Annotated in this window: 15 protein-coding genes; 7 read left to right on the top strand and 8 right to left on the bottom strand. The window is 45.5% G+C overall.

Features of this window, described 5'->3' with window-relative positions; translation table 11 throughout:
* Positions 1–23: 23 nt before the first annotated feature.
* From recQ to ABD894_RS13035, 5 genes are all read left to right on the top strand, one after another.
* Positions 24–2,165 carry a DNA helicase RecQ gene (recQ, locus tag ABD894_RS13055; RefSeq protein WP_345211486.1) on the top strand — a complete coding sequence of 714 codons (2,142 nt, stop codon included), beginning with the start codon at positions 24–26 and terminating at the stop codon, positions 2,163–2,165.
* 74 nt (positions 2,166–2,239) lie between these two features.
* Positions 2,240–3,568 carry a UDP-N-acetylmuramoyl-tripeptide--D-alanyl-D-alanine ligase gene (locus ABD894_RS13050; protein ID WP_345211485.1) on the top strand — a complete coding sequence of 443 codons (1,329 nt, stop codon included), beginning with the start codon at positions 2,240–2,242 and terminating at the stop codon, positions 3,566–3,568.
* Positions 3,569–3,638: 70 nt separating this feature from the next.
* On the top strand, positions 3,639–5,849 hold the full coding sequence (locus ABD894_RS13045; RefSeq protein WP_345211484.1) for a putative Ig domain-containing protein: 2,211 nt from the start codon (positions 3,639–3,641) through the stop codon (positions 5,847–5,849).
* Between the two features lie 200 nt (positions 5,850–6,049).
* Entirely contained in the window at positions 6,050–7,045 is a 996-nt protein-coding gene (locus tag ABD894_RS13040) for a phosphotransferase enzyme family protein (protein WP_345211483.1), read from the top strand.
* A gap of 170 nt (positions 7,046–7,215) precedes the next feature.
* The gene (locus tag ABD894_RS13035) at positions 7,216–8,133 is read left to right on the top strand and encodes a DUF6607 family protein (protein ID WP_345211482.1); all 918 of its coding nucleotides are present in this window, start codon (positions 7,216–7,218) and stop codon (positions 8,131–8,133) included.
* 136 nt (positions 8,134–8,269) lie between these two features.
* On the opposite strand, the gene ABD894_RS13030 is transcribed toward ABD894_RS13035, so the two are convergent.
* The 5 genes from ABD894_RS13030 to ABD894_RS13010 all read right to left on the bottom strand — a co-directional run bounded on the left by ABD894_RS13030 (position 8,270) and on the right by ABD894_RS13010 (position 12,818).
* Complete coding sequence (locus tag ABD894_RS13030; RefSeq protein ID WP_345211481.1) at positions 8,270–8,707, bottom strand: low molecular weight protein-tyrosine-phosphatase; 438 nt, start codon at positions 8,705–8,707, stop codon at positions 8,270–8,272.
* Between the two features lie 102 nt (positions 8,708–8,809).
* Positions 8,810–9,604 carry a S1/P1 nuclease gene (locus ABD894_RS13025; protein ID WP_345211480.1) on the bottom strand — a complete coding sequence of 265 codons (795 nt, stop codon included), beginning with the start codon at positions 9,602–9,604 and terminating at the stop codon, positions 8,810–8,812.
* An 80-nt stretch (positions 9,605–9,684) separates the two neighbouring features.
* Positions 9,685–10,215: a fumarate hydratase gene (locus ABD894_RS13020; protein WP_345211479.1), complete on the bottom strand. Its 531-nt coding sequence runs from the start codon at positions 10,213–10,215 to the stop codon at positions 9,685–9,687.
* 51 nt (positions 10,216–10,266) lie between these two features.
* Positions 10,267–11,664, bottom strand: coding sequence for a class II fumarate hydratase (gene fumC, locus ABD894_RS13015; protein ID WP_345211478.1), 1,398 nt, complete (start codon positions 11,662–11,664; stop codon positions 10,267–10,269).
* A 104-nt stretch (positions 11,665–11,768) separates the two neighbouring features.
* Positions 11,769–12,818 (bottom strand): tetratricopeptide repeat protein, encoded by a 1,050-nt coding sequence (locus ABD894_RS13010; protein ID WP_345211477.1) that lies wholly within the window; start codon positions 12,816–12,818, stop codon positions 11,769–11,771.
* Positions 12,819–13,027: 209 nt separating this feature from the next.
* On the opposite strand from ABD894_RS13010, the gene ABD894_RS13005 reads away from it, so the two are divergent.
* Positions 13,028–14,236: a serine hydrolase domain-containing protein gene (locus ABD894_RS13005; RefSeq protein WP_345211476.1), complete on the top strand. Its 1,209-nt coding sequence runs from the start codon at positions 13,028–13,030 to the stop codon at positions 14,234–14,236.
* Between the two features lie 17 nt (positions 14,237–14,253).
* Positions 14,254–14,559 (top strand): YbaB/EbfC family nucleoid-associated protein, encoded by a 306-nt coding sequence (locus tag ABD894_RS13000; RefSeq protein ID WP_345211475.1) that lies wholly within the window; start codon positions 14,254–14,256, stop codon positions 14,557–14,559.
* A 70-nt stretch (positions 14,560–14,629) separates the two neighbouring features.
* Here ABD894_RS13000 and ABD894_RS12995 read toward each other — a convergent pair whose 3' ends face one another.
* From ABD894_RS12995 to ABD894_RS12985, 3 genes are all read right to left on the bottom strand, one after another.
* A complete protein-coding gene (locus ABD894_RS12995) occupies positions 14,630–14,821 on the bottom strand; it encodes a hypothetical protein (RefSeq protein WP_345211474.1) in 192 nt (63 codons plus the stop codon).
* Between the two features lie 258 nt (positions 14,822–15,079).
* A complete protein-coding gene (locus ABD894_RS12990; RefSeq protein WP_345211473.1) occupies positions 15,080–16,342 on the bottom strand; it encodes a glucose-1-phosphate adenylyltransferase in 1,263 nt (420 codons plus the stop codon).
* The gene (locus ABD894_RS12985) at positions 16,339–17,763 is read right to left on the bottom strand and encodes a glycogen synthase (protein ID WP_345211472.1); all 1,425 of its coding nucleotides are present in this window, start codon (positions 17,761–17,763) and stop codon (positions 16,339–16,341) included. The genes ABD894_RS12990 and ABD894_RS12985 overlap by 4 nt, the downstream gene beginning before the upstream one ends.
* Positions 17,764–18,155 lie beyond the last annotated feature (392 nt).

Here is an 18,155-nt window from a genome sequence, read left to right as displayed (position 1 = left end):
TACAAGGATACTTAACCGCTACTATGACCCCATTACAGGCCCTGCAAAAATATTTTGGATACAGTGAGTTTAGGCACGAGCAGGAGGCCATTATACAACAAGTACTAAACGGGCGCGATGTAATGGCGCTGATGCCAACGGGCGGAGGTAAATCATTATGTTACCAATTGCCCGCGGTGTTGCTTAATGGCTTAACCATTGTTATTTCGCCGCTTATCGCGCTGATGAAAGACCAGGTAGATAGCCTGAACGTGGCGGGCATTCCGGCCGCTTTTATCAATTCGGCACAAAGCCCCGATGAGCAGCGGGTGATAGTGCAAAAATTGAGAGATAACCAGATCAGGCTTTTATACCTTGCCCCGGAACGTTTGTTCGGCTCGGAAAACAAGCTGGTCGATTTTCTGAAATCGCTGCCCGTGGTGCAGATCGCTATTGATGAGGCGCACTGTATTTCACACTGGGGGCACGATTTTCGCCCCGAATACCTGATGCTCGCCGGGTTGAAGGTGCACTTCCCCAAAATACCGGTGATAGCCCTTACGGCCACGGCCGATAAGCTCACCCAAAAGGATATCCTCGAAAAACTGAACCTGCACCAGCCCGCGGTGTACGTGGCCTCGTTTAATCGGGCCAATATCACGTACCGGGTAATGCCCAAAAACAAAAGCTTTAACCAGCTGCTGGCTTTCTTGCAGGATAGAAAAGACGATTCGGGCATTATCTATTGCCTCTCGCGTAAATCTACCGAGGCATTGGCAGCCGATCTTCGCGATGAAGGTTTCTCCGCAAGCGCGTACCATGCCGGGTTGGATACTGCCCTTAAGGCCAAAAACCAGGAAGCCTTTTTGCGCGACGAAGTGAAAATAATGGTGGCCACTATCGCTTTTGGTATGGGCATCAACAAATCGAACGTGAGGTATGTGGTTCATATTGATCTGCCTAAAAATATAGAGGGCTACTACCAGGAAACCGGTAGGGCGGGCAGGGATGGGTTGCCGTCAGATGCGATGTTGTATTATTCGCCGGGCGATGCCGTTAAGCTGAAAAGCTTTGTAGCGCTGGAGAACAATGAAGAGCAAAGCCGCATCATGCTCGAAAAGCTGAACGACATGGTGAGCTACAGCGAGCTGCATACCTGTCGCCGTAAGTTTTTGCTTAATTACTTTGATGAGCCGGCCGGCGATCATTGCGGATCGTGCGATATATGTTTGAGCGAATTTAAAAAGTTCGATGGTACGCTTGTCGCCCAAAAAGCGCTTTCGGCGGTAACCCGTTTGGGGCAGCGTTTTGGCAGTACTTATGTGGTCGATTTTCTGCGCGGCTCAAAAAGCGAAAAGATTCGCGAGGAGCATAAGCAATTAAAAACCTACGGTATTGGTGCCGATGTAAGCAAGGTGCAATGGCAGCGTTACCTGCGCGAAATCATTGCCTTTGGCTATTTGCAGGTAACGGACGATGCCTACCCGGTAATAAAACTGACCGCCAAAAGTGAGGCCGTGCTTAAAGGCCTGCAAAAGGTAGAACTCACCGAAGCGCAAATTATAGAAGAGCAAGTTACCGAAACACCTTACTTTGAGGCCGATCTGCTCAATAAGTTAAAAGACGTACGCCGAGGCATTGCCGAACTGGAAAACGTGCCGCCTTATGTGGTGTTATCTGATGCCACCTTATTGGAGATAGCCACTTACCTGCCGCAAAGCATGGATGAACTAAGGTTGATCTCCGGCTTTGGCGATATTAAACTGGCAAGGTACGGACGTGAGTTTTTAAAGCCCGTAAAAGTCTATTGCGACGAAATGCAGCTATCGTCGCGCATCAGCCAAAAATCGGCCAAGCGTGAGCGTAAGGCCAAGCCCCGCAGCGAAAAGGTGAACGATACCAAAAAGGAAAGCCTGAACTTGTATCGTGCCGGTAAAACTATACCCGAGATAGCCAAAGACAGGGGCTTGTCACCTACAACGGTAGAAGGGCACCTGGCCTTTTTTGTGCAGACGGGCGAGATGAATGTATCCGAAATAGTGGTTGAGAGCAAAATTCCCGCTATAAAAGATGCCATTGAAAGTTACGGACAAGAACGCCTGGCCCCGTTAAAAGAAGTTTTGGGCGACGATTACAGCTACGGCGAAATAAAAGCTGTAATAAGCTGGCTGAACCGGGAACAATAAATTTTAACTTTGTTTATAATACAAAAGCGCGAACCCTTAAGCCGGGTAAACAAGCTTACGAAATACCATTACTTATGATCACCGAACAACTATACCAGCTATTTTTGCAACACCCTGTAATTAGTACCGATACCCGCAGAATAGCACCCGGCAGTATGTTTTTTGCCCTGAAAGGAGATAAGTTTGATGCCAATAAATTCGCGGAGCAGGCCATTGCATCCGGAGCGGCTTACGCGGTAATTGATAACGCGGCCTATAAAATAAGTGAACAATATATTTTAGTAGATGATGTACTGGAAGCCTTGCAGGATCTGGCACGATACCATCGCAAGCAATTAAATATCCCCGTGGTTGGTCTTACCGGCACCAATGGTAAAACCACCACCAAAGAACTCATTAATGCTGTATTATCCCAGCATTTTAACACACAGGCTACGCAAGGCAATTTAAACAACCATATTGGCGTACCGCTAACTATACTTACTATTAACAGCACCCACGAAGCCGCCGTAATAGAAATGGGTGCCAATCATCAGCTCGAAATTGAATTGCTGAGCAGTATAGCACAGCCAACGCTTGGCCTTATAACCAACGTAGGTAAGGCGCACCTTGAAGGCTTTGGCGGTATTGAAGGCGTTAAAAAAGCAAAAGGCGAATTATACGATTACCTGGCCATCCACCCCGGCGTAGAGCGTGAACTGCGTACCGTGTTTATTAATCATGATGATAATACGCTGCTAACAATGGCCGGCGCCCGTTCCTTTGAAAATGTGGTGTATTACGGCACACAAGGTGAAGGCAATATCATCACCGGTAAGCTTATCGAAAACTCGCCGCACCTTACTTTGGAGTGGACTAAAGGTGATGCTGCTGAAAGCTATACGGTGAAATCGCAGTTAACAGGTGTGTATAACCTCGATAATATTTTGGCGGCCATCAGTATTGGTACTTATCTGGGGCTTTCGGCAGATGAAATTAATAAGGGCATTGCCGAATATCAACCTAAAAACAACCGCTCGCAAATAGTACAAACCGGCACCAACACCCTTATCTGCGATTATTACAATGCCAACCCAAGCAGCATGTTTGTGGCTATTGATAACATTGGCAAAATTACTGCCGACCGCAAGGTATTAATACTCGGCGACATGTTTGAAATGGGCGATGAAGCCGCCGCCGAGCACAAGGCCGTTATTGATAAAGCGATGGATACCCCCGTAGATGAGCGCATATTTATCGGCCCTGATTTTTACAGCCAGGCACCGCAGGGGCACGAGGGTTTTTATAAAACTGTGGAAGATGTAATAGTGGCATTGCAGGCAAAACAGATAAAAAATTCAACCATTTTAATTAAAGGATCGCGCGGTATGGCACTCGAAAGATTGGTAGAACTGTTTGGTTAACAGTTTTTATTTAGAAGGCTTGCAAAGCTTGATTTTTTTTATGTAGTTTGCGGCAATCAATTGCCAACCAATGCGTAAACTTTTATCAATCCTCTGTATTGCTGCGTGCGGTTTAACCGCCCAAGCCCAGCAAAAGCTTTATTTAAGCAAGCCCAAATTCAGTACCGGAAACCAGACTGAATGGAGCGATCCGAAATTTAACGACGCTTCGTGGAAAACCATCGACCCAACCATTCTTTGGGAAAAACAAGGCTACGATTATACCGGCTTTGCCTGGTACCGTTTCCATGTGGTTATCCCTTCATCGTTAAAAGAAAAATCAGCTTTAAAAGATTCACTTACCGTATACCTTGCCCGTATCGACGACTCTGACGAGGCCTACTTTAACGGCGTTAAAATAGGTAAAACCGGCACCACAATTGAAGACGCGCAGGGCTATAACGGCATGTTTGGCGCCGAAAGAAAATACACCTTCGCCCTCAACAAAGTACCCGTAAACTGGGATAAAGAAAACGTTATTGCCGTAAAGGTATATGACGGCGGCGGCGATGGCGGTATGTACAGCGAAAAGCCATACCTTGCCATGCGCGATTATATTGACGGCGTAGTTGTAAATACAAGCAAAGGCTTCAGCTTTGCCGGCGCTTTCGCTACTAAAGACATTATTTTAGAGAACAACAATAGCGTAGCCTTAAGTGGTTCGTTAAGCGTTCAGCTAAAAGACGGTCCGGATAAAGTGTTAAAGCAAACCCCTTATACCTTTACCCTTGCCGCCCATGAAAAAAAGGTATTCAAGGTAAAAGAAGCCAACAAAGAGGGCGCGTACCTTAACTATGTTTTCACCGAAAAAACAACAGGTAAAAAGATAGAACAGCGCGAAGAAATTCCATACATACTTACTCCTAAAGCACCGCTTACACCTCGTATAAACGGTGCCGAAGTAACCGGGGTAAGGCCAAACTCGCCGTTCCTGTACAAAGTTGCGGCAACAGGTCAAAAACCAATTCAATACGCAGCCGCTCAGTTACCCGAAGGCTTAACTATTGATAAAGCAACCGGTATTATCACCGGCGCGGTAAGCAAAGCGGGCGACTACCCCGTAAAACTTACCGTTACCAATAAGTTAGGTAAAGCACAACGCACGCTTACCATTAAAGTGGGCAGCTTATTGGGCTTAACCCCGGCCATGGGCTGGAATAGCTGGAACTGCTGGGGCCTTTCTGTTACCACCGATAAAGTGAAGGCGTCGGCACAAGCCTTAATTGATAAAGGCCTTATCGATCACGGCTGGACGTACATCAACATTGATGACGGATGGGAATCGGCAAAACGTAATGATGACGGCACCATCGGCACTAACGAAAAATTCCCTGATCTTAAAGCGCTTGGCGACTGGCTGCACAGTCACGGTTTAAAGTTCGGGATCTACTCATCGCCGGGCGACCTTACCTGCGGCGGTTATTTAGGTTCATACAAACACGAGTTGCAGGATGCCGAAAGTTATGCCAAATGGGGTGTGGATTATTTAAAACACGACTGGTGTTCTTACTCATCAGTAGCGGGCAACGATACTTCGCTGGAAACCTTTGTGAAACCTTACCGTGTAATGGAGCAGGCCCTGCGTGCCCAGCCGCGTGATATTTACTATAGCTTGTGCCAGTACGGTATGAAAGATGTTTGGAAATGGGGCGACAAGGTTGATGCCAACAGCTGGCGCACTACCGGTGATATCACCGATACCTGGGAGAGTCTGCACGATATAGGCTTTAGCCAATATAAAATTGCCGACTACCCTAAACCCGGCCGCTGGAACGACCCTGATATGCTGATAGTAGGTAAAGTGGGCTGGAGCGGAAGCCTTCGTAATACCCGCCTTACACCTAACGAGCAATATACCCACATCAGCTTGTGGAGCCTGCAAGCTTCGCCCTTGCTGATTGGTTGCGACATTAGCCAGTTAGATGAATTTACGTTGAGCCTGCTGACCAATGATGAAGTGATCGCTGTTAACCAGGATGTGCTGGGCAAACAAGCGCACAGGGTATTAGCTAATGACGATTTCCAGGTATATGTAAAGGAACTGGCCGATGGCAGCAAAGCGATAGGTGTCTTCAATATGAAAACAACCTACACCAAAGCCTCAGTTAAATGGAGCGATATTAAACTGAGCCTTCCCAAAAAAGTGCGCGATCTTTGGCGCCAAAAAGACTTAACCGCCGTAACAAGCACGTTCAGCAACACCCTGCCACCGCACGGTGTAGTGATGGTGAAGGTAAAATAAGCGGGGTTTACCTGTTTAAAGGTTGAAATGTTCTGATAATCGTTTAAAGGTTGGAATGTTGCAAAGTTGAAATGTTGTGTTTCGCTTTGCAGTGTTCCAACTTTTTTATCTTTGAGCCAACGTTACAACATTCAAACCTTACAACATTAGAGCAACGTTACAACATTTCAACCTTTAAACTTTCCAACAACTCTCACATCATGACCTTCCCTGCCCAATACTCTACCTTATCATCATCTGCTTTAAATGTTCGTTTGCAGGAGAGGTATGGCTTAACCGGTAGCACCTGCCGCTTGTTGATGCGTAATGTGAGTGATACTTATTTGCTGGAGGACGCGAACGGGAGGTATATCTTCAAGATATATCGTGATGCCCACCGTAAGCACGATGAAATAAAGGCGGAAGTAGAGTTACTTAATGCTTTAACAGAAGGCGGCGCAAAGGTGGCGTATCCTTTAACAGATCTTTCGGGGCAGCAGATACAGGAATTTAACGCCATTGAGGGCACCCGCTACGGCGTAATGTTCGCGTATGCCGAGGGTAAAGTAGTGGCTGATCTTACCGATGAACACCTCGAAACTATAGGCCGTGAAATGGCCGCTGTACATAATATCACCTCAGCGGTAAAGCTGAAGTATCCCCGCAAACCCTACACGGTTGAAACCATGCTTCGTGAACCGATAGCGACCATTGCGCCCGCGTTTAAGGAGCTTCCGGATGAATACGCGTACTTGTCGTCGGCTTCGGCAAAAGTAGCGGCGCATATCGAAGCGTTTGATCTTAGCCAATTCAGAACCGGCTATTGCCACTACGATTTTCTGCCAAAAAACTTTCACTTTACCGATGCCGCCAATGTCATCTTTTTCGATTTCGACTTTGCCGGGTACGGACTATTGGCCAATGATATCGCCTCGTTCTATATCCATTTGTTTTTGGAGGTAATGAATGGCAAGCTAACGCAGGAAAAAGCCGATGAACAGTTCGCCGTATTTGTGGCGGCCTACCGTACAGTAAGGCCATTATCAAATGAAGAATTGGCTGCGGTGCCTTATCTCGGCTTCGCGTTTTGGGTGTTTTATTTCGGTTTTCATTATGAAAATTTCGACGATTGGTCGAGCATATTTTTCACCACCGGCTTCATCAAAGGTCGAGTAGCGCTGATAAAGAAATGGGCGGATAGGCATTTTAAAGGTTAAAGCTTCTGAAAAGGTAAAAGCTGAAAGCTGAAAGGAGAAAGCTTTCAAAAACCGCTTTTAAAGTAGAGTTGGGGGATGTGTTAACTGCTTGTTGATCTGTCTGTTATTTGCCGGGGTTTGAATAATTGTTTTTTCTTGCTTTCTTTGTGTGGAATTATTCTAAATAACAAATGAAAAAACTATACATCGTACTGCTGCTGGTTTGTGTTGCCGCGGTTGGTGCTTCGGCTCAATCAAAACTGGAACAGGACAGGCAGACTATAAAAGCTCTTGCGGGCTTTTACAAGGTGACCTTCAATTATGCCGAAACTTTCGCGCCTGATACTGCTTATAAGTTCCACCCACGTTACAACTCCTGGGGCTACGAGTGGGCGGTAATTGAAGAAGACTCGCCGAAAAGAATAGTGATACAGCACCTTTTGGTAGTTGCCGATAGTATGGTTATTAAGCACTGGCGCGAGGATTGGGAGTACGAACAACCAACCATGCTGGCCTTTGATAAAGAAAACCGCTGGACCAAAGTAACCCTTAAACCAGCCGAAGTAAAAGGCCGCTGGGTACAAAAGGTATTCCAGGTAGATGATAGTCCGCGTTATGAGAGCATAGGCACCTGGGTGCACGTGGATGGCCGCCACCAATGGCAAAGCGAAACTGACTCACCGCTACCGCGCCGCGAGTTTACCAAACGCAGCGATTATAATGTACTGCGCCGTGGTAACCGTGTTTACCTAACGCCGGAAGGCTGGATGTTTGAGCAGGATAACAAGAAGATCATCCGCTCGGAAAACGGTGATAAACTGCTGGCACAGGAAAAAGGCTACGAAGAATTTACCAAGGCCGACGAAGCCAAATTTGCTTTCGCCAAAGGCTGGTGGGCCGAACAAAAAGGCTATTGGGCCGATGTACGTAAAGTATGGGCCGATACCTTCGCTAAGAATGCCTCGATAAAACTTACCTCAAAGGTGAATAAAAAGCTGCTGTTCGAACAGTTGTTTGAACTCGGCGATCAATCAGTAAAAGAAAAATGGTCGTCAGCAAAAAACAAAGAAGAAGCAGAAAAGGCCATTAAGCCGTATTTAGGATCGTAACGATCAGATTGCAATTGTGATAATATAAGAAAAGCCGCTTGTGAGAATTTCACAAGCGGCTTTTCTTTTTGAGATTGCTGAAGGTATATAGACTTACGAAGTTTTCAAAACTTCGTAAGTCTGAAAAGCAAAGGGCTTAAGTCGTCAACTCCCTGATCACATTCCTACACCCATTTTCTATTAAATCGTAAACCGGGGCGAACTGATTATCGTCGTAATAAGGATCGGGTACTTCTTTGTCGGTTAATAGTAACCGTACCTTTTCAATATCATTGGCGTTGCGGGCTTTGGCTACCACGTCGCTCAGGTTGTTGCGGTCCATCACCAGTATCAGGTCGAAATTATCAAAATCACCGGTTTTAAACTGGCGGCAAACCTGTTTGCTGATATCCACCCCACGGTTAAGCGCCGCGCGGGTAGAACGCCTGTCGGGCCCTTCGCCTACATGCCAGCTGCCTGTCCCGGCCGAATCAATGGTCCAGTTTAAACCTTCTTCCTTTACCAGGTGCTGCATAATCCCCTCCGCCAGCGGCGAACGGCAAATATTACCAAGGCAAACCATTAGTATCTTCATGTGGGATGTTTAAATGTTGGAGTTATAAGGTTGGAATGTTATAAGGTTGGAATGTTTGGTAACCTTACAACATTAAAACATTCCAACCTTACAACCAAAGTATTACCCAAATATCTCATTAAGCAAACCGGCCAGGCGTACGCCGCCTTTAAGCAGTTGCTGGTTTACAATATCTATATTATTATAGTTGTATTTATAACCCAGGTCATCATCGGCTTTAACTTCGCTGTATAGCTTTTCTGCCAGGTGATGCGACTCATAGATCCACTGGCTTAACGGTGATTTTTGCCATACGGCACGTTGTGCGGCGGTGGTATGGTTAATCATGGCAGTATATTCGGTATAGCTCAATTGCTGAAAATCTATCAGTTTTGTATCCCAAACAGAGTGCAGGTTAGTTGGCGCTTTAAACCAGGTAAGTTTAACATCGTTACCACCTTTATCGGTAGCATGCCCTGCATGAAAAGGTTGGTGAATATCTTCGGTAATGTGGATGAGCATGCGCAGGTAAAGCAGTTTTTTAGGAGCGGCGAGATTTTTCTTTTTAAGCTCGGCGGTTAAAAACTGCAATTTGGTGTACGCGTTTGTTGTGGTGTCTGTTTTTAAAAAGGCCTGCATTTCAACAGGAGTATAATCCTTATCAAAATCTACAAAGTGCCAGTTGTAAAGATAATCGTAAGCCGGGTTTGATTTTATAAAATCGGCCCAGTTGCTGGTAATAGCAATAGTTTCGGTACCTAATATGGCCTGTATGGCTTTGCGGGCTTTAGGGTTAAGGTAGCTATCGGCTATCTGGCCGCTGATGCGGTGACCCAATGCACCCCAGGCCATGCTTTGCACGGGAATATAAAGTACGGCAATAGCCAGTACCATCTTTTTTAAGAAATTGATTTTCATACGAAAGGGAATTAATATGCGGTAAAGATAAAGCTTAGGTTACGCAATTAATTGTTAATATTTTGTTACGAAGCCTTTAACTACAGCGGCTTAGGGTTGCAGGCGATGCGTTTAATCAGGTGCAGGTCAACCGGGATCATATCGGCCGAGCCGGATAGTTGTATAACAGAATCCGTCTTTTTGGTTACCCTCAAAAAATCTTCATACACACCCACGCGCAAGCAAGTGCCCGGCGATTTGATGCTGTAATCGGCATTGCAAAACAGGCCTTTGAGGTGCAGGGTATCATTCTTTTGTTCGTAATGGCCTTTAGCGTATTCGGTCCATTGGCCTTTGCCCATGCAGCTGTCGGCAACGTATTTTACTTTGGTGGTGGTATTTATACGTACGTAAAAGGAGTCGCAGGTAAAGGTAAAATCTGCCGAAGCGTAGGTGAGTAGTTTTTCCCGTCCGGCTAAGCTGTCCTGCTGCCATTGGCCCTGCAAATAAGCTTCGCCGCTTCCCTGTACAGCAGGGTTTATATGGCAGCCGCTAAGTGCCAACCCTAATGCCAAAAACAAAAGCGGAAAGCCGGTTAACAAAAAACGAAAAGTATCGCGGGGTTTAAACATATAAAGTAAAAAGCCCCTCTCCGTATACCGGAAAGGGGCGAAGGTGTTTTCTTATTTCAGACTGCCGATCATATCTTCCGGGCGCACCCATTGGTCGAACTGTTCGTTGGTCAGCAATTCAAGGGCAAGCGCCGCTTCGCGCAGCGACAGGTTTTCTTTCAATGCTTTCTTGGCAATTTTGGCCGCGTTCTCATAACCGATGTGCGGGTTAAGCGCGGTAACCAGCATCAGCGAGTTTTCAAGGTGTTTTTTAATACCCTCGTAATTTGGCTCAATACCAACCGCGCAATGATCGTTGAACGATACGCAGGCATCACCAATCAGGCGTGCCGATTGCAGGAAGTTAGCTGCCATTACCGGTTTAAATACGTTCAGCTCGTAATGCCCGTTTGAACCGCCGATGGAAATAGCCACATCGTTACCCATTACCTGTGCGGCCACCATGGTAACAGCCTCGTTTTGGGTAGGGTTTACCTTGCCCGGCATAATAGATGAACCCGGCTCATTATCAGGAATGTGGATCTCTCCAATACCCGAACGCGGACCAGAAGCCAGCATACGGATATCGTTAGCTATCTTCATTAAGGATACCGCAATTTGCTTAAGCGCGCCATGGCTCTCTACGATAGCATCGTGTGCGGCAAGGGCCTCAAATTTATTTTCGGCAGTAATAAACGGCAAGCCGGTAAACTGCGCGATGTATTCGGCTACCTTAACATCATAACCTTTAGGGGTGTTAATGCCTGTACCAACAGCGGTACCACCCAAAGCGAGTTCGCTCAGGTGATCGAACGTGTTGCGCAAGGCTTTTAAGCCATGGTTTAACTGTGATACATAGCCTGAAAATTCCTGGCCTAATGTTAGCGGTGTAGCATCCATCAGGTGGGTACGGCCAATTTTAACCACGCTTTTAAATGCTTCGGCTTTAGCTTGCAGCGTATCGCGTAGTTTTTCAATCCCCGGAATAGTTACGTCGATCAATATTTTGTATGCCGCGATGTGCATGGCGGTAGGGTAGGTATCATTTGATGATTGTGATTTGTTCACGTCATCATTCGGGTGGATGAAGGTTTTGCCTTCGCCCAGTTTGTTACCCTGTAATACGTGCGAGCGGTTGGCAACTACCTCGTTCACGTTCATGTTTGATTGCGTACCCGAGCCTGTTTGCCATATTACCAGCGGAAACTCACTTACCAGCGCGCCGGTTAAAATCTCGTCGCAAACCTGTGCTATCAAGTCGCGTTTTTCGGCAGTTAATACGCCCAGATCGGTATTGGTATAGGCGGCAGCCTTTTTTAAGTATGCAAAGGCATCAATTATTTCCTTCGGCATTGATGCTTCGGGCCCAATTTTAAAGTTGTTGCGTGAGCGCTCTGTTTGTGCTCCCCAGTATTTGTCGGCAGGTACCTGTACCTCGCCCATGGTATCATGTTCAATTCTGAAACTCATAAGGATGTGTTTTTGCAGCCCCAAAGTTAGGGTTTTATCCTATGTGAGTAACCCCTGTACAGGTAAACTTTTTATAACAATTTATCGGGCAGAAAGCCCAATACCTAAAACTGGCGCGGATTGGTATTAAACCAGGTTTGAAAAGCAGGCAAGGCATCCTTATGGTCATCAAACCATTTCAGGTTTTCATCTTTATAGGCCGAAAAACTAACGTAGCGTGTAAACGCAGGCATATTGGTGGTTTTGGCCAGGGCCGCGAAATAGTCGATATACCCGCTTTTAAAAAATCCCCCATCTCTCGGATCTGTTTGCTTTTCGCTCGCAAGCTCAAATGCCGATTTTAAAAGTTCCTGCAGTTGCTCAACAGGTGCCAGGTTTTTACCAATAACATTCGCTGCCGAAAGTTGCAGCGCCATGTTCGAGAGGGAGTTTTCATCTTTGGCATCTAAGCTTGATGCCGATAAAGTGATATTGAAGTTTTTTTCGTCCTTTTTGGTAACCCCGGAGGTCAGCAGGTCTTGTAAACGTATAAATGCTGCCTCTGCACGATCGCCCGATGGTTCGAGCAGCAGGAAGCTACTAAAGCCTAATATGGCTTTCATTTTTTTATTTTGCTCGGCATTTATCGTGGCATATAACCATTGGCTGCCTGGATGTTTCGCATCCAAAGTAACACCTCTAATGGCACAATCTTCGGCCTCTCTGTATTTTTTTAAACGTAAGTATAAAATACCCAGGTTATAACGCAAGCGCGCGTGATCGGGTTTTTCGGCTATACCCAGGTTATAGGCCTTAATGGCTTCATCCGGTTTGCCCTGTAAATCGTAAATATTACCCAGCATCTCATACGCTTCATATTTGGATGCACCGGGCGATTTAATTATAATTTCTATATAGGGAATAGCCTCGGCCATTCTATCTGATGAATACAAGGTATAAGCCAGTTCATAATCTGCCTGCAAGTTGTCGGGCTCTACTTTTAGGGCTTCTTTGTATTTGGCTATCGCTTCGTCGTATTTCTGCTCGTCGTGCAATTTTATGCCTTCCTGTACCAGTTCTTTAGCTGTTTGGGCGGTAGTTTGCGCTATTGCGAATGTAGTGCCGAAAAGCACAATAAGGATTGTAGCTTGAATAATGCGATAGAGGTTTCTCATGCCTTAAATGTAAATACAGGTTTTTAAATAAACAATGGTGCAACGTGTATTTGAGAAAATATTTGTGAAATAGTGTGCTGTTATTTTTATGGTGATTATCAGCAATATTCAACATCAACTCAATGTTAATAATATTTAAAAACAATTGTTATTTACCTGATGTATAATTTCTATTTTTCGCCCTCGTTTTATCGAGGGATATATTTTATATGAGATTAGTGTTTAAAAACGTTTCCGCATTTACCGCCGCCCTGCTTTTATTAGCATCCTGTTCATCAAACAAAAACAAAACCGACCAGCAAAAAAAGGCCGAAATAGCCTTTGATACCACCGCGCTTTTAAAATACGACCCTAAAAACGAGGATAAAAATATTGATGCCGTTATGAACGATCTGCATAAGCATCGTGGTTTTAACGGCAACGTGCTGGTAGCTAAAAAGGGAAAGATAGTTTACGAGAAATCTTTCGGGTGGGCTAATTACCTCATCCGCGATAGCCTGGAGTTAAGCTCGAAGTTTGAACTGGCCTCGGTAACCAAAACCATGACGGGTACCGCCATTTTGATGTTGCTGGAAGAAGGTAAGCTAAAGCTCGATCAGGATGTAAAAGAGTTTTTCCCGAACTTTCCTTATACCGGTGTTACCATCCGCTTGCTGCTTACGCACCGCTCGGGTATGATGAACTATGTTTATTTTGTTGATGATTTGTACCGCAAGCAACACCTCGATCAGCGGAAGGGCCTTACCAATGCCCAGGCAATGGAGCTGATTGCAGAATACAAGCCCAATCCTTTCAATAAACCTAACGCCCGCTTTTTGTACAACAACTCCAACTATATGGTATTAGGCGCTATTATTGAAAAGGTAAGCGGTAAGCCTTATGCCGAGTTTATGAAAGAGAACGTTTTTAAACCGGCGGGCATGTCGCACACGGCAGTGTATTCAAAAGCGGTGTACGAAAAAATTCCGGTGGATGTGGTTGGGCATGACAGGGGCCAGTGGCGTTATTCGGTAGCGCAAAACTTTTTAGATGGCCCTGTGGGCGATAAAGGTATTTACAGCACCGTTGCCGACCTGTTCCTATTCGACCGTGCTTTACGCGCGGGCAAGCTACTTCAACAAAAAACGCTCGACTCGGCCTACGTACCCCGCAACCCGATGCTGCATGGCCACTTTAGTTATGGCTACGGCTGGCGTACTTTTGATGCCCCGGGGCAAAAGGTAGTATACCATACCGGTTGGTGGCATGGTTTCAGGCACATATATTTGCGCGATCTTAAAAACGATGTAACCATTGTGTTGTTATCAAACTTAGCCAATGGCAGCTTGCTTAAACTGGACGACCTGTTTAAAGCGGCGGGCATGCCGATAGTGCGTAAAAGCGCGTATAACGGTAACGGCGATAACACAGAGGATTAATTAAAAACACAAGCACCATGTTTGATAAATTATTTGAAGCCCAGCAAAAAGCCGGCGAAGTAAAGAAAAGATTAGACGGTATCACCGTAACCGGCACAGCCGAAGGCGGCAAGATCACCGTTACCGCTAACGGTAATAAGGTGATACAATCCATCACCATTGCGGATGAATTTTATAAAGAAGCCGATAAAGAGGAACTGGAAGAGTTGCTGCAGTTAGCAGTTAACAAAGCCCTTGAGCAAGCCGAAAACGTAAGCCAAAGCGAAATGGCCGCCATGACCAAAGAAATGCTTGGCGGCATGGGCGGTTTGTTTGGCCAATAAGCGATTATAAAGATTCTTTAACAACAGAAAAGCCCGGACAATGTCCGGGCTTTTCTGTTGTTTGGCGGCATTACATTTTTGAAGTAGTATCCTTCATTTTCATGTCGGTACTATCTTTCATGTGATGCTTTTTCATCTTTTTCTTGTCTTTCTTCACTTTCTTGGTGGTATCCTGTTGCATAGTAGTTGTTGGTACGCCCGCCGCGTAAATGCTGCCGAAAGAGAAAGCCCCGAGAGCTAACATACAAAGTGTCTTTTTCATGGTGGTTGGTTTTTAGTAGTTTAGTTACTATATCTACAGATTAACCCATCCGATAGTTTTTTAATTTTTGAAAAATCCGGGTTTTATAAAATTTGTCATTGCGAGGAGGAATGATGAAGCAATCTCGTCGTATACAGAGCAGACTTGAATAGCTACGTGATTGCTTCGTACCTCGCAATGACAAATTGAAGAATTGAGTAAAACAAAAAACGGCGAAGTATTAAATACTTCACCGTTCCAATCAGTTAAGAAAGAGTCTTATATCACAGTACCATTAGGTATAATAGCGTTCTTTTTAACTACTACAATACCATCTTGCACGGTATAGGTGCCAAAGTCGCCGTCGGGTAGTATGCCGGCGCAGTTAATGGTTACATTGTTGCCTATGTAAGCATTTTTATCGATGATGGAGTTTTTGATGCAGCATCCGTCGCCGATACCCATAATAGGTGAATCGGCTATACGCGAAGCCTCAATTTGTTCCAGTGTTTGGTAGTTATCGCTACCCATAACATAACAATTCTCAACTTCGGTATCGAAACCTATGCGGGTACGGATACCGATGATAGAGCGCTTAATATGCTTGGCGTTAATAATGCAACCATCGGCCACAATGGCTTTCTCCATCAGTGTACCTGATATTTTCGACGGCGGCAACATGCGCGCACGGGTAAATATGCTGTTCTTATCAAACAGGTTAAACTGCGGAATATCGTCGGTTAAGCCCAGGTTGGCATCAAAGAAAGATGGGATGGTACCGATATCTGTCCAATAGCCTTCGTACTGGTAGCTAACCACCTTATGATCCGTAATTGATTGCGGGATGATCTCTTTACCAAAATCTGGGTGATCGGTATTTTGCAGGATATCAAACAACAGCTTGCGGCTGAAGATGTAGATACCCATCGATGCCAGGTAATAACGGCCTTGCGCGGCCATTTCATCGCTTACCTCTGATGCCCAGCTTTCAAAATCCTTCTTCGGTTTTTCGATAAAGGAAGTGATGAGGTTGTCTTCATTGGTTTTCAGGATACCGAAGCCCGGTACATCATTAGCATGTACAGGAATTGTAGCGATAGAAATATCAGCCTCTTTTTCAATGTGCTGATCTATCATCGCCTGAAAATCCATCTGGTACAGCTGATCGCCGGAGAGGATGAGCACATAATCAAACTCATGCACGGCCAAATGGTGCAGGCTCTGCCTCACCGCATCAGCAGTTCCCTGGAACCACGATACGCTGGACGGGGTTTGCTCGGCCGCTAAAATGTCAACAAAGGCCTCATCAAAGCTACTGAAGTGGTAGGTGTTTTTGATGTGCTTGTTGAGCGATGCCGAGTTAAACTGCGTAAGCACGTAGATACGGTTAATACCCGAGTGCAGGCAGTTTGAAATAGGGATGTCAACCAACCGGTATTTACCAGCAATAGGTACAGCCGGTTTTGAACGCGTAGCGGTTAGTGGTGATAATCGGCTGCCCTGGCCGCCGCCAAGTACAATGGAAATTACTCTTGATGTCATACAGAAGCTGTTAATTGGTCATACAGGTTTTTATATTCTTTAGCTGATCGGTCCCACGAAAAATCGAGTGACATCATCCTTTTACGCAATTGTAATAAGTGAGGGGTATTTTGGTACAGTTCGAGCGCACGGCCTATCGAATAGCAAATATCATCAACGCTGGCATTATTAAAACGGATACCATAGCCGCCTTCGTCACCAAAATCTATCACGGTATCTTTTAAACCGCCTGTGCTGCGCACCATTGGCAGCGTGCCGTACCGTAACGAGTACATTTGATTAAGACCGCAAGGTTCCACGCGCGATGGCATCAGCAGGAAATCGGCCCCGGCGTATATTAAATGCGCCAATGCTTCATCGTAACCAATAAACACCGCGTAATTATCCGGGAATTTATCTTTAAGCGCGGCTAAGGCAAGTTCCATATCCTTATCGCCCGCTCCAAGCATTAAAAAATTAACCTTGCCGGGGTGTTCGTACAAGCTACGCTCAAAAGCGGCAGCCAGCAGGTCGGCACCTTTTTCGCCTACCAGCCTGCCAATAAAGGTGATCAGCGGTAACTCGGGCGACAGGCCGAAACGTGTGCAAAGCGCTTCTTTGTTTTTCTTTTTACCGGCGGCAGCGCGTGTTGTGTTATACTTTCCGGCTATCATTGCGTCGGCAGCGGGGTTCCATACTTCGGTATCAATACCGTTGAGTATGCCCTGGCCTTTGTGCCCTTCTATATAAAACAGGTATTCGAGCCCGTTCGATTGTATGGTAAGTTCGTTCAAATAACTCGGCGACACCGTGGTGTAGCGTGCGCAGCATTTAACAGCTGCGGCTAAAGGGTTAAGTCCGCCGGCCCAATCAAGCAAGCCGGTTTTGGTTAGGTCGAGCTCCGGGAGGTAATTCAATTTTTCCCAGCTGAACGAACCGTGGTATTGCCCGTTATGAATGGTAAATACGGTAGGTATATTGGCCAATCGTTTATACGAATTGGAGTTTTGCATTAAAAACGGCACTAAACCCGAGTGATGATCATGGCAATGGATGATGTCGGGCGTTTGGCCGCTCCAGTTTATCCAATCGAGAAAAGCGATTTGGTAGGCGATGAACTGATCGGTTTCATCGGGATAGCAGTACACCTCCTGCCTGTCGAGCAGGCCGGGTATACGCACCAAAAATAGCTCAAAACCCAGTACGTTGGTTTTCTCTTTCAGTATCTCAAAATACAAGCGGCGATCGCCCAATAAGGTAAGGCCCTGAAAAACAATATCAAATTCGTGCTGCTGTGTAAACTTACGATCGTAATACGGTAAAACAACAGCAGCCTGTAAGCCGGCCAGTACCTGGTATTTAGGTAAGGCGCCTACAACATCGGCAAGGCCGCCAACCTTGGCGACAGGATAACACTCGGCACTTAAATGGAATATTCTCATTTCAGGTTATAATTCGGCATAAGTTAGTAACATTTAGCCTTAATTAACAACCACCCGAATAATAAAATGTGTTGATTTTTGTAAAATAATTTAGGGTGCGATTTGGTAACCGGGGTTTAAAATAAAGTAAATATTGGAATGGTAAAAGAAGGGCAGCATCGTAAATAAAAGCTCAAGATAACGCGAGTATAATTGCGAAATATTTATTTGCAGGGGAGATGCAAAGATGATAGGAATTTTTAAAAACAGGCGCTCAAAAGGCACGTCATTGCTGTAAGGGTTATGTAATTCGGTAACAGAATTAGCTTTTATTTTTTGTTGTTTAGGGAGGCCATATCGATAGGTTTTTTACCATTAATACCTTGATGAGGTCTTTCCCAATTATAATAAAC

This window comes from Mucilaginibacter gynuensis (assembly GCF_039541195.1).
Taxonomy (GTDB): Bacteria; Bacteroidota; Bacteroidia; order Sphingobacteriales; family Sphingobacteriaceae; genus Mucilaginibacter; species Mucilaginibacter gynuensis.
Note: the sequence above shows the minus strand (reverse complement) of the source record. Positions and strands in the feature narration are given on the sequence as shown.

Bases quoted from the DNA above. Each gene is read 5' to 3' on its own strand.
- recQ (WP_345211486.1), top strand. From the start codon at position 24: ATGACCCCATTACAGGCCCTGCAAAAATATTTTGGATACAGTGAGTTT.
- ABD894_RS13050 (WP_345211485.1), top strand. From the start codon at position 2,240: ATGATCACCGAACAACTATACCAGCTATTTTTGCAACACCCTGTAATT.
- ABD894_RS13045 (WP_345211484.1), top strand. From the start codon at position 3,639: ATGCGTAAACTTTTATCAATCCTCTGTATTGCTGCGTGCGGTTTAACC.
- ABD894_RS13040 (WP_345211483.1), top strand. From the start codon at position 6,050: ATGACCTTCCCTGCCCAATACTCTACCTTATCATCATCTGCTTTAAAT.
- ABD894_RS13035 (WP_345211482.1), top strand. From the start codon at position 7,216: ATGAAAAAACTATACATCGTACTGCTGCTGGTTTGTGTTGCCGCGGTT.
- ABD894_RS13030 (WP_345211481.1), bottom strand. From the start codon at position 8,707: ATGAAGATACTAATGGTTTGCCTTGGTAATATTTGCCGTTCGCCGCTG.
- ABD894_RS13025 (WP_345211480.1), bottom strand. From the start codon at position 9,604: ATGAAAATCAATTTCTTAAAAAAGATGGTACTGGCTATTGCCGTACTT.
- ABD894_RS13020 (WP_345211479.1), bottom strand. From the start codon at position 10,215: ATGTTTAAACCCCGCGATACTTTTCGTTTTTTGTTAACCGGCTTTCCG.
- fumC (WP_345211478.1), bottom strand. From the start codon at position 11,664: ATGAGTTTCAGAATTGAACATGATACCATGGGCGAGGTACAGGTACCT.
- ABD894_RS13010 (WP_345211477.1), bottom strand. From the start codon at position 12,818: ATGAGAAACCTCTATCGCATTATTCAAGCTACAATCCTTATTGTGCTT.
- ABD894_RS13005 (WP_345211476.1), top strand. From the start codon at position 13,028: ATGAGATTAGTGTTTAAAAACGTTTCCGCATTTACCGCCGCCCTGCTT.
- ABD894_RS13000 (WP_345211475.1), top strand. From the start codon at position 14,254: ATGTTTGATAAATTATTTGAAGCCCAGCAAAAAGCCGGCGAAGTAAAG.
- ABD894_RS12995 (WP_345211474.1), bottom strand. From the start codon at position 14,821: ATGAAAAAGACACTTTGTATGTTAGCTCTCGGGGCTTTCTCTTTCGGC.
- ABD894_RS12990 (WP_345211473.1), bottom strand. From the start codon at position 16,342: ATGACATCAAGAGTAATTTCCATTGTACTTGGCGGCGGCCAGGGCAGC.
- ABD894_RS12985 (WP_345211472.1), bottom strand. From the start codon at position 17,763: ATGAGAATATTCCATTTAAGTGCCGAGTGTTATCCTGTCGCCAAGGTT.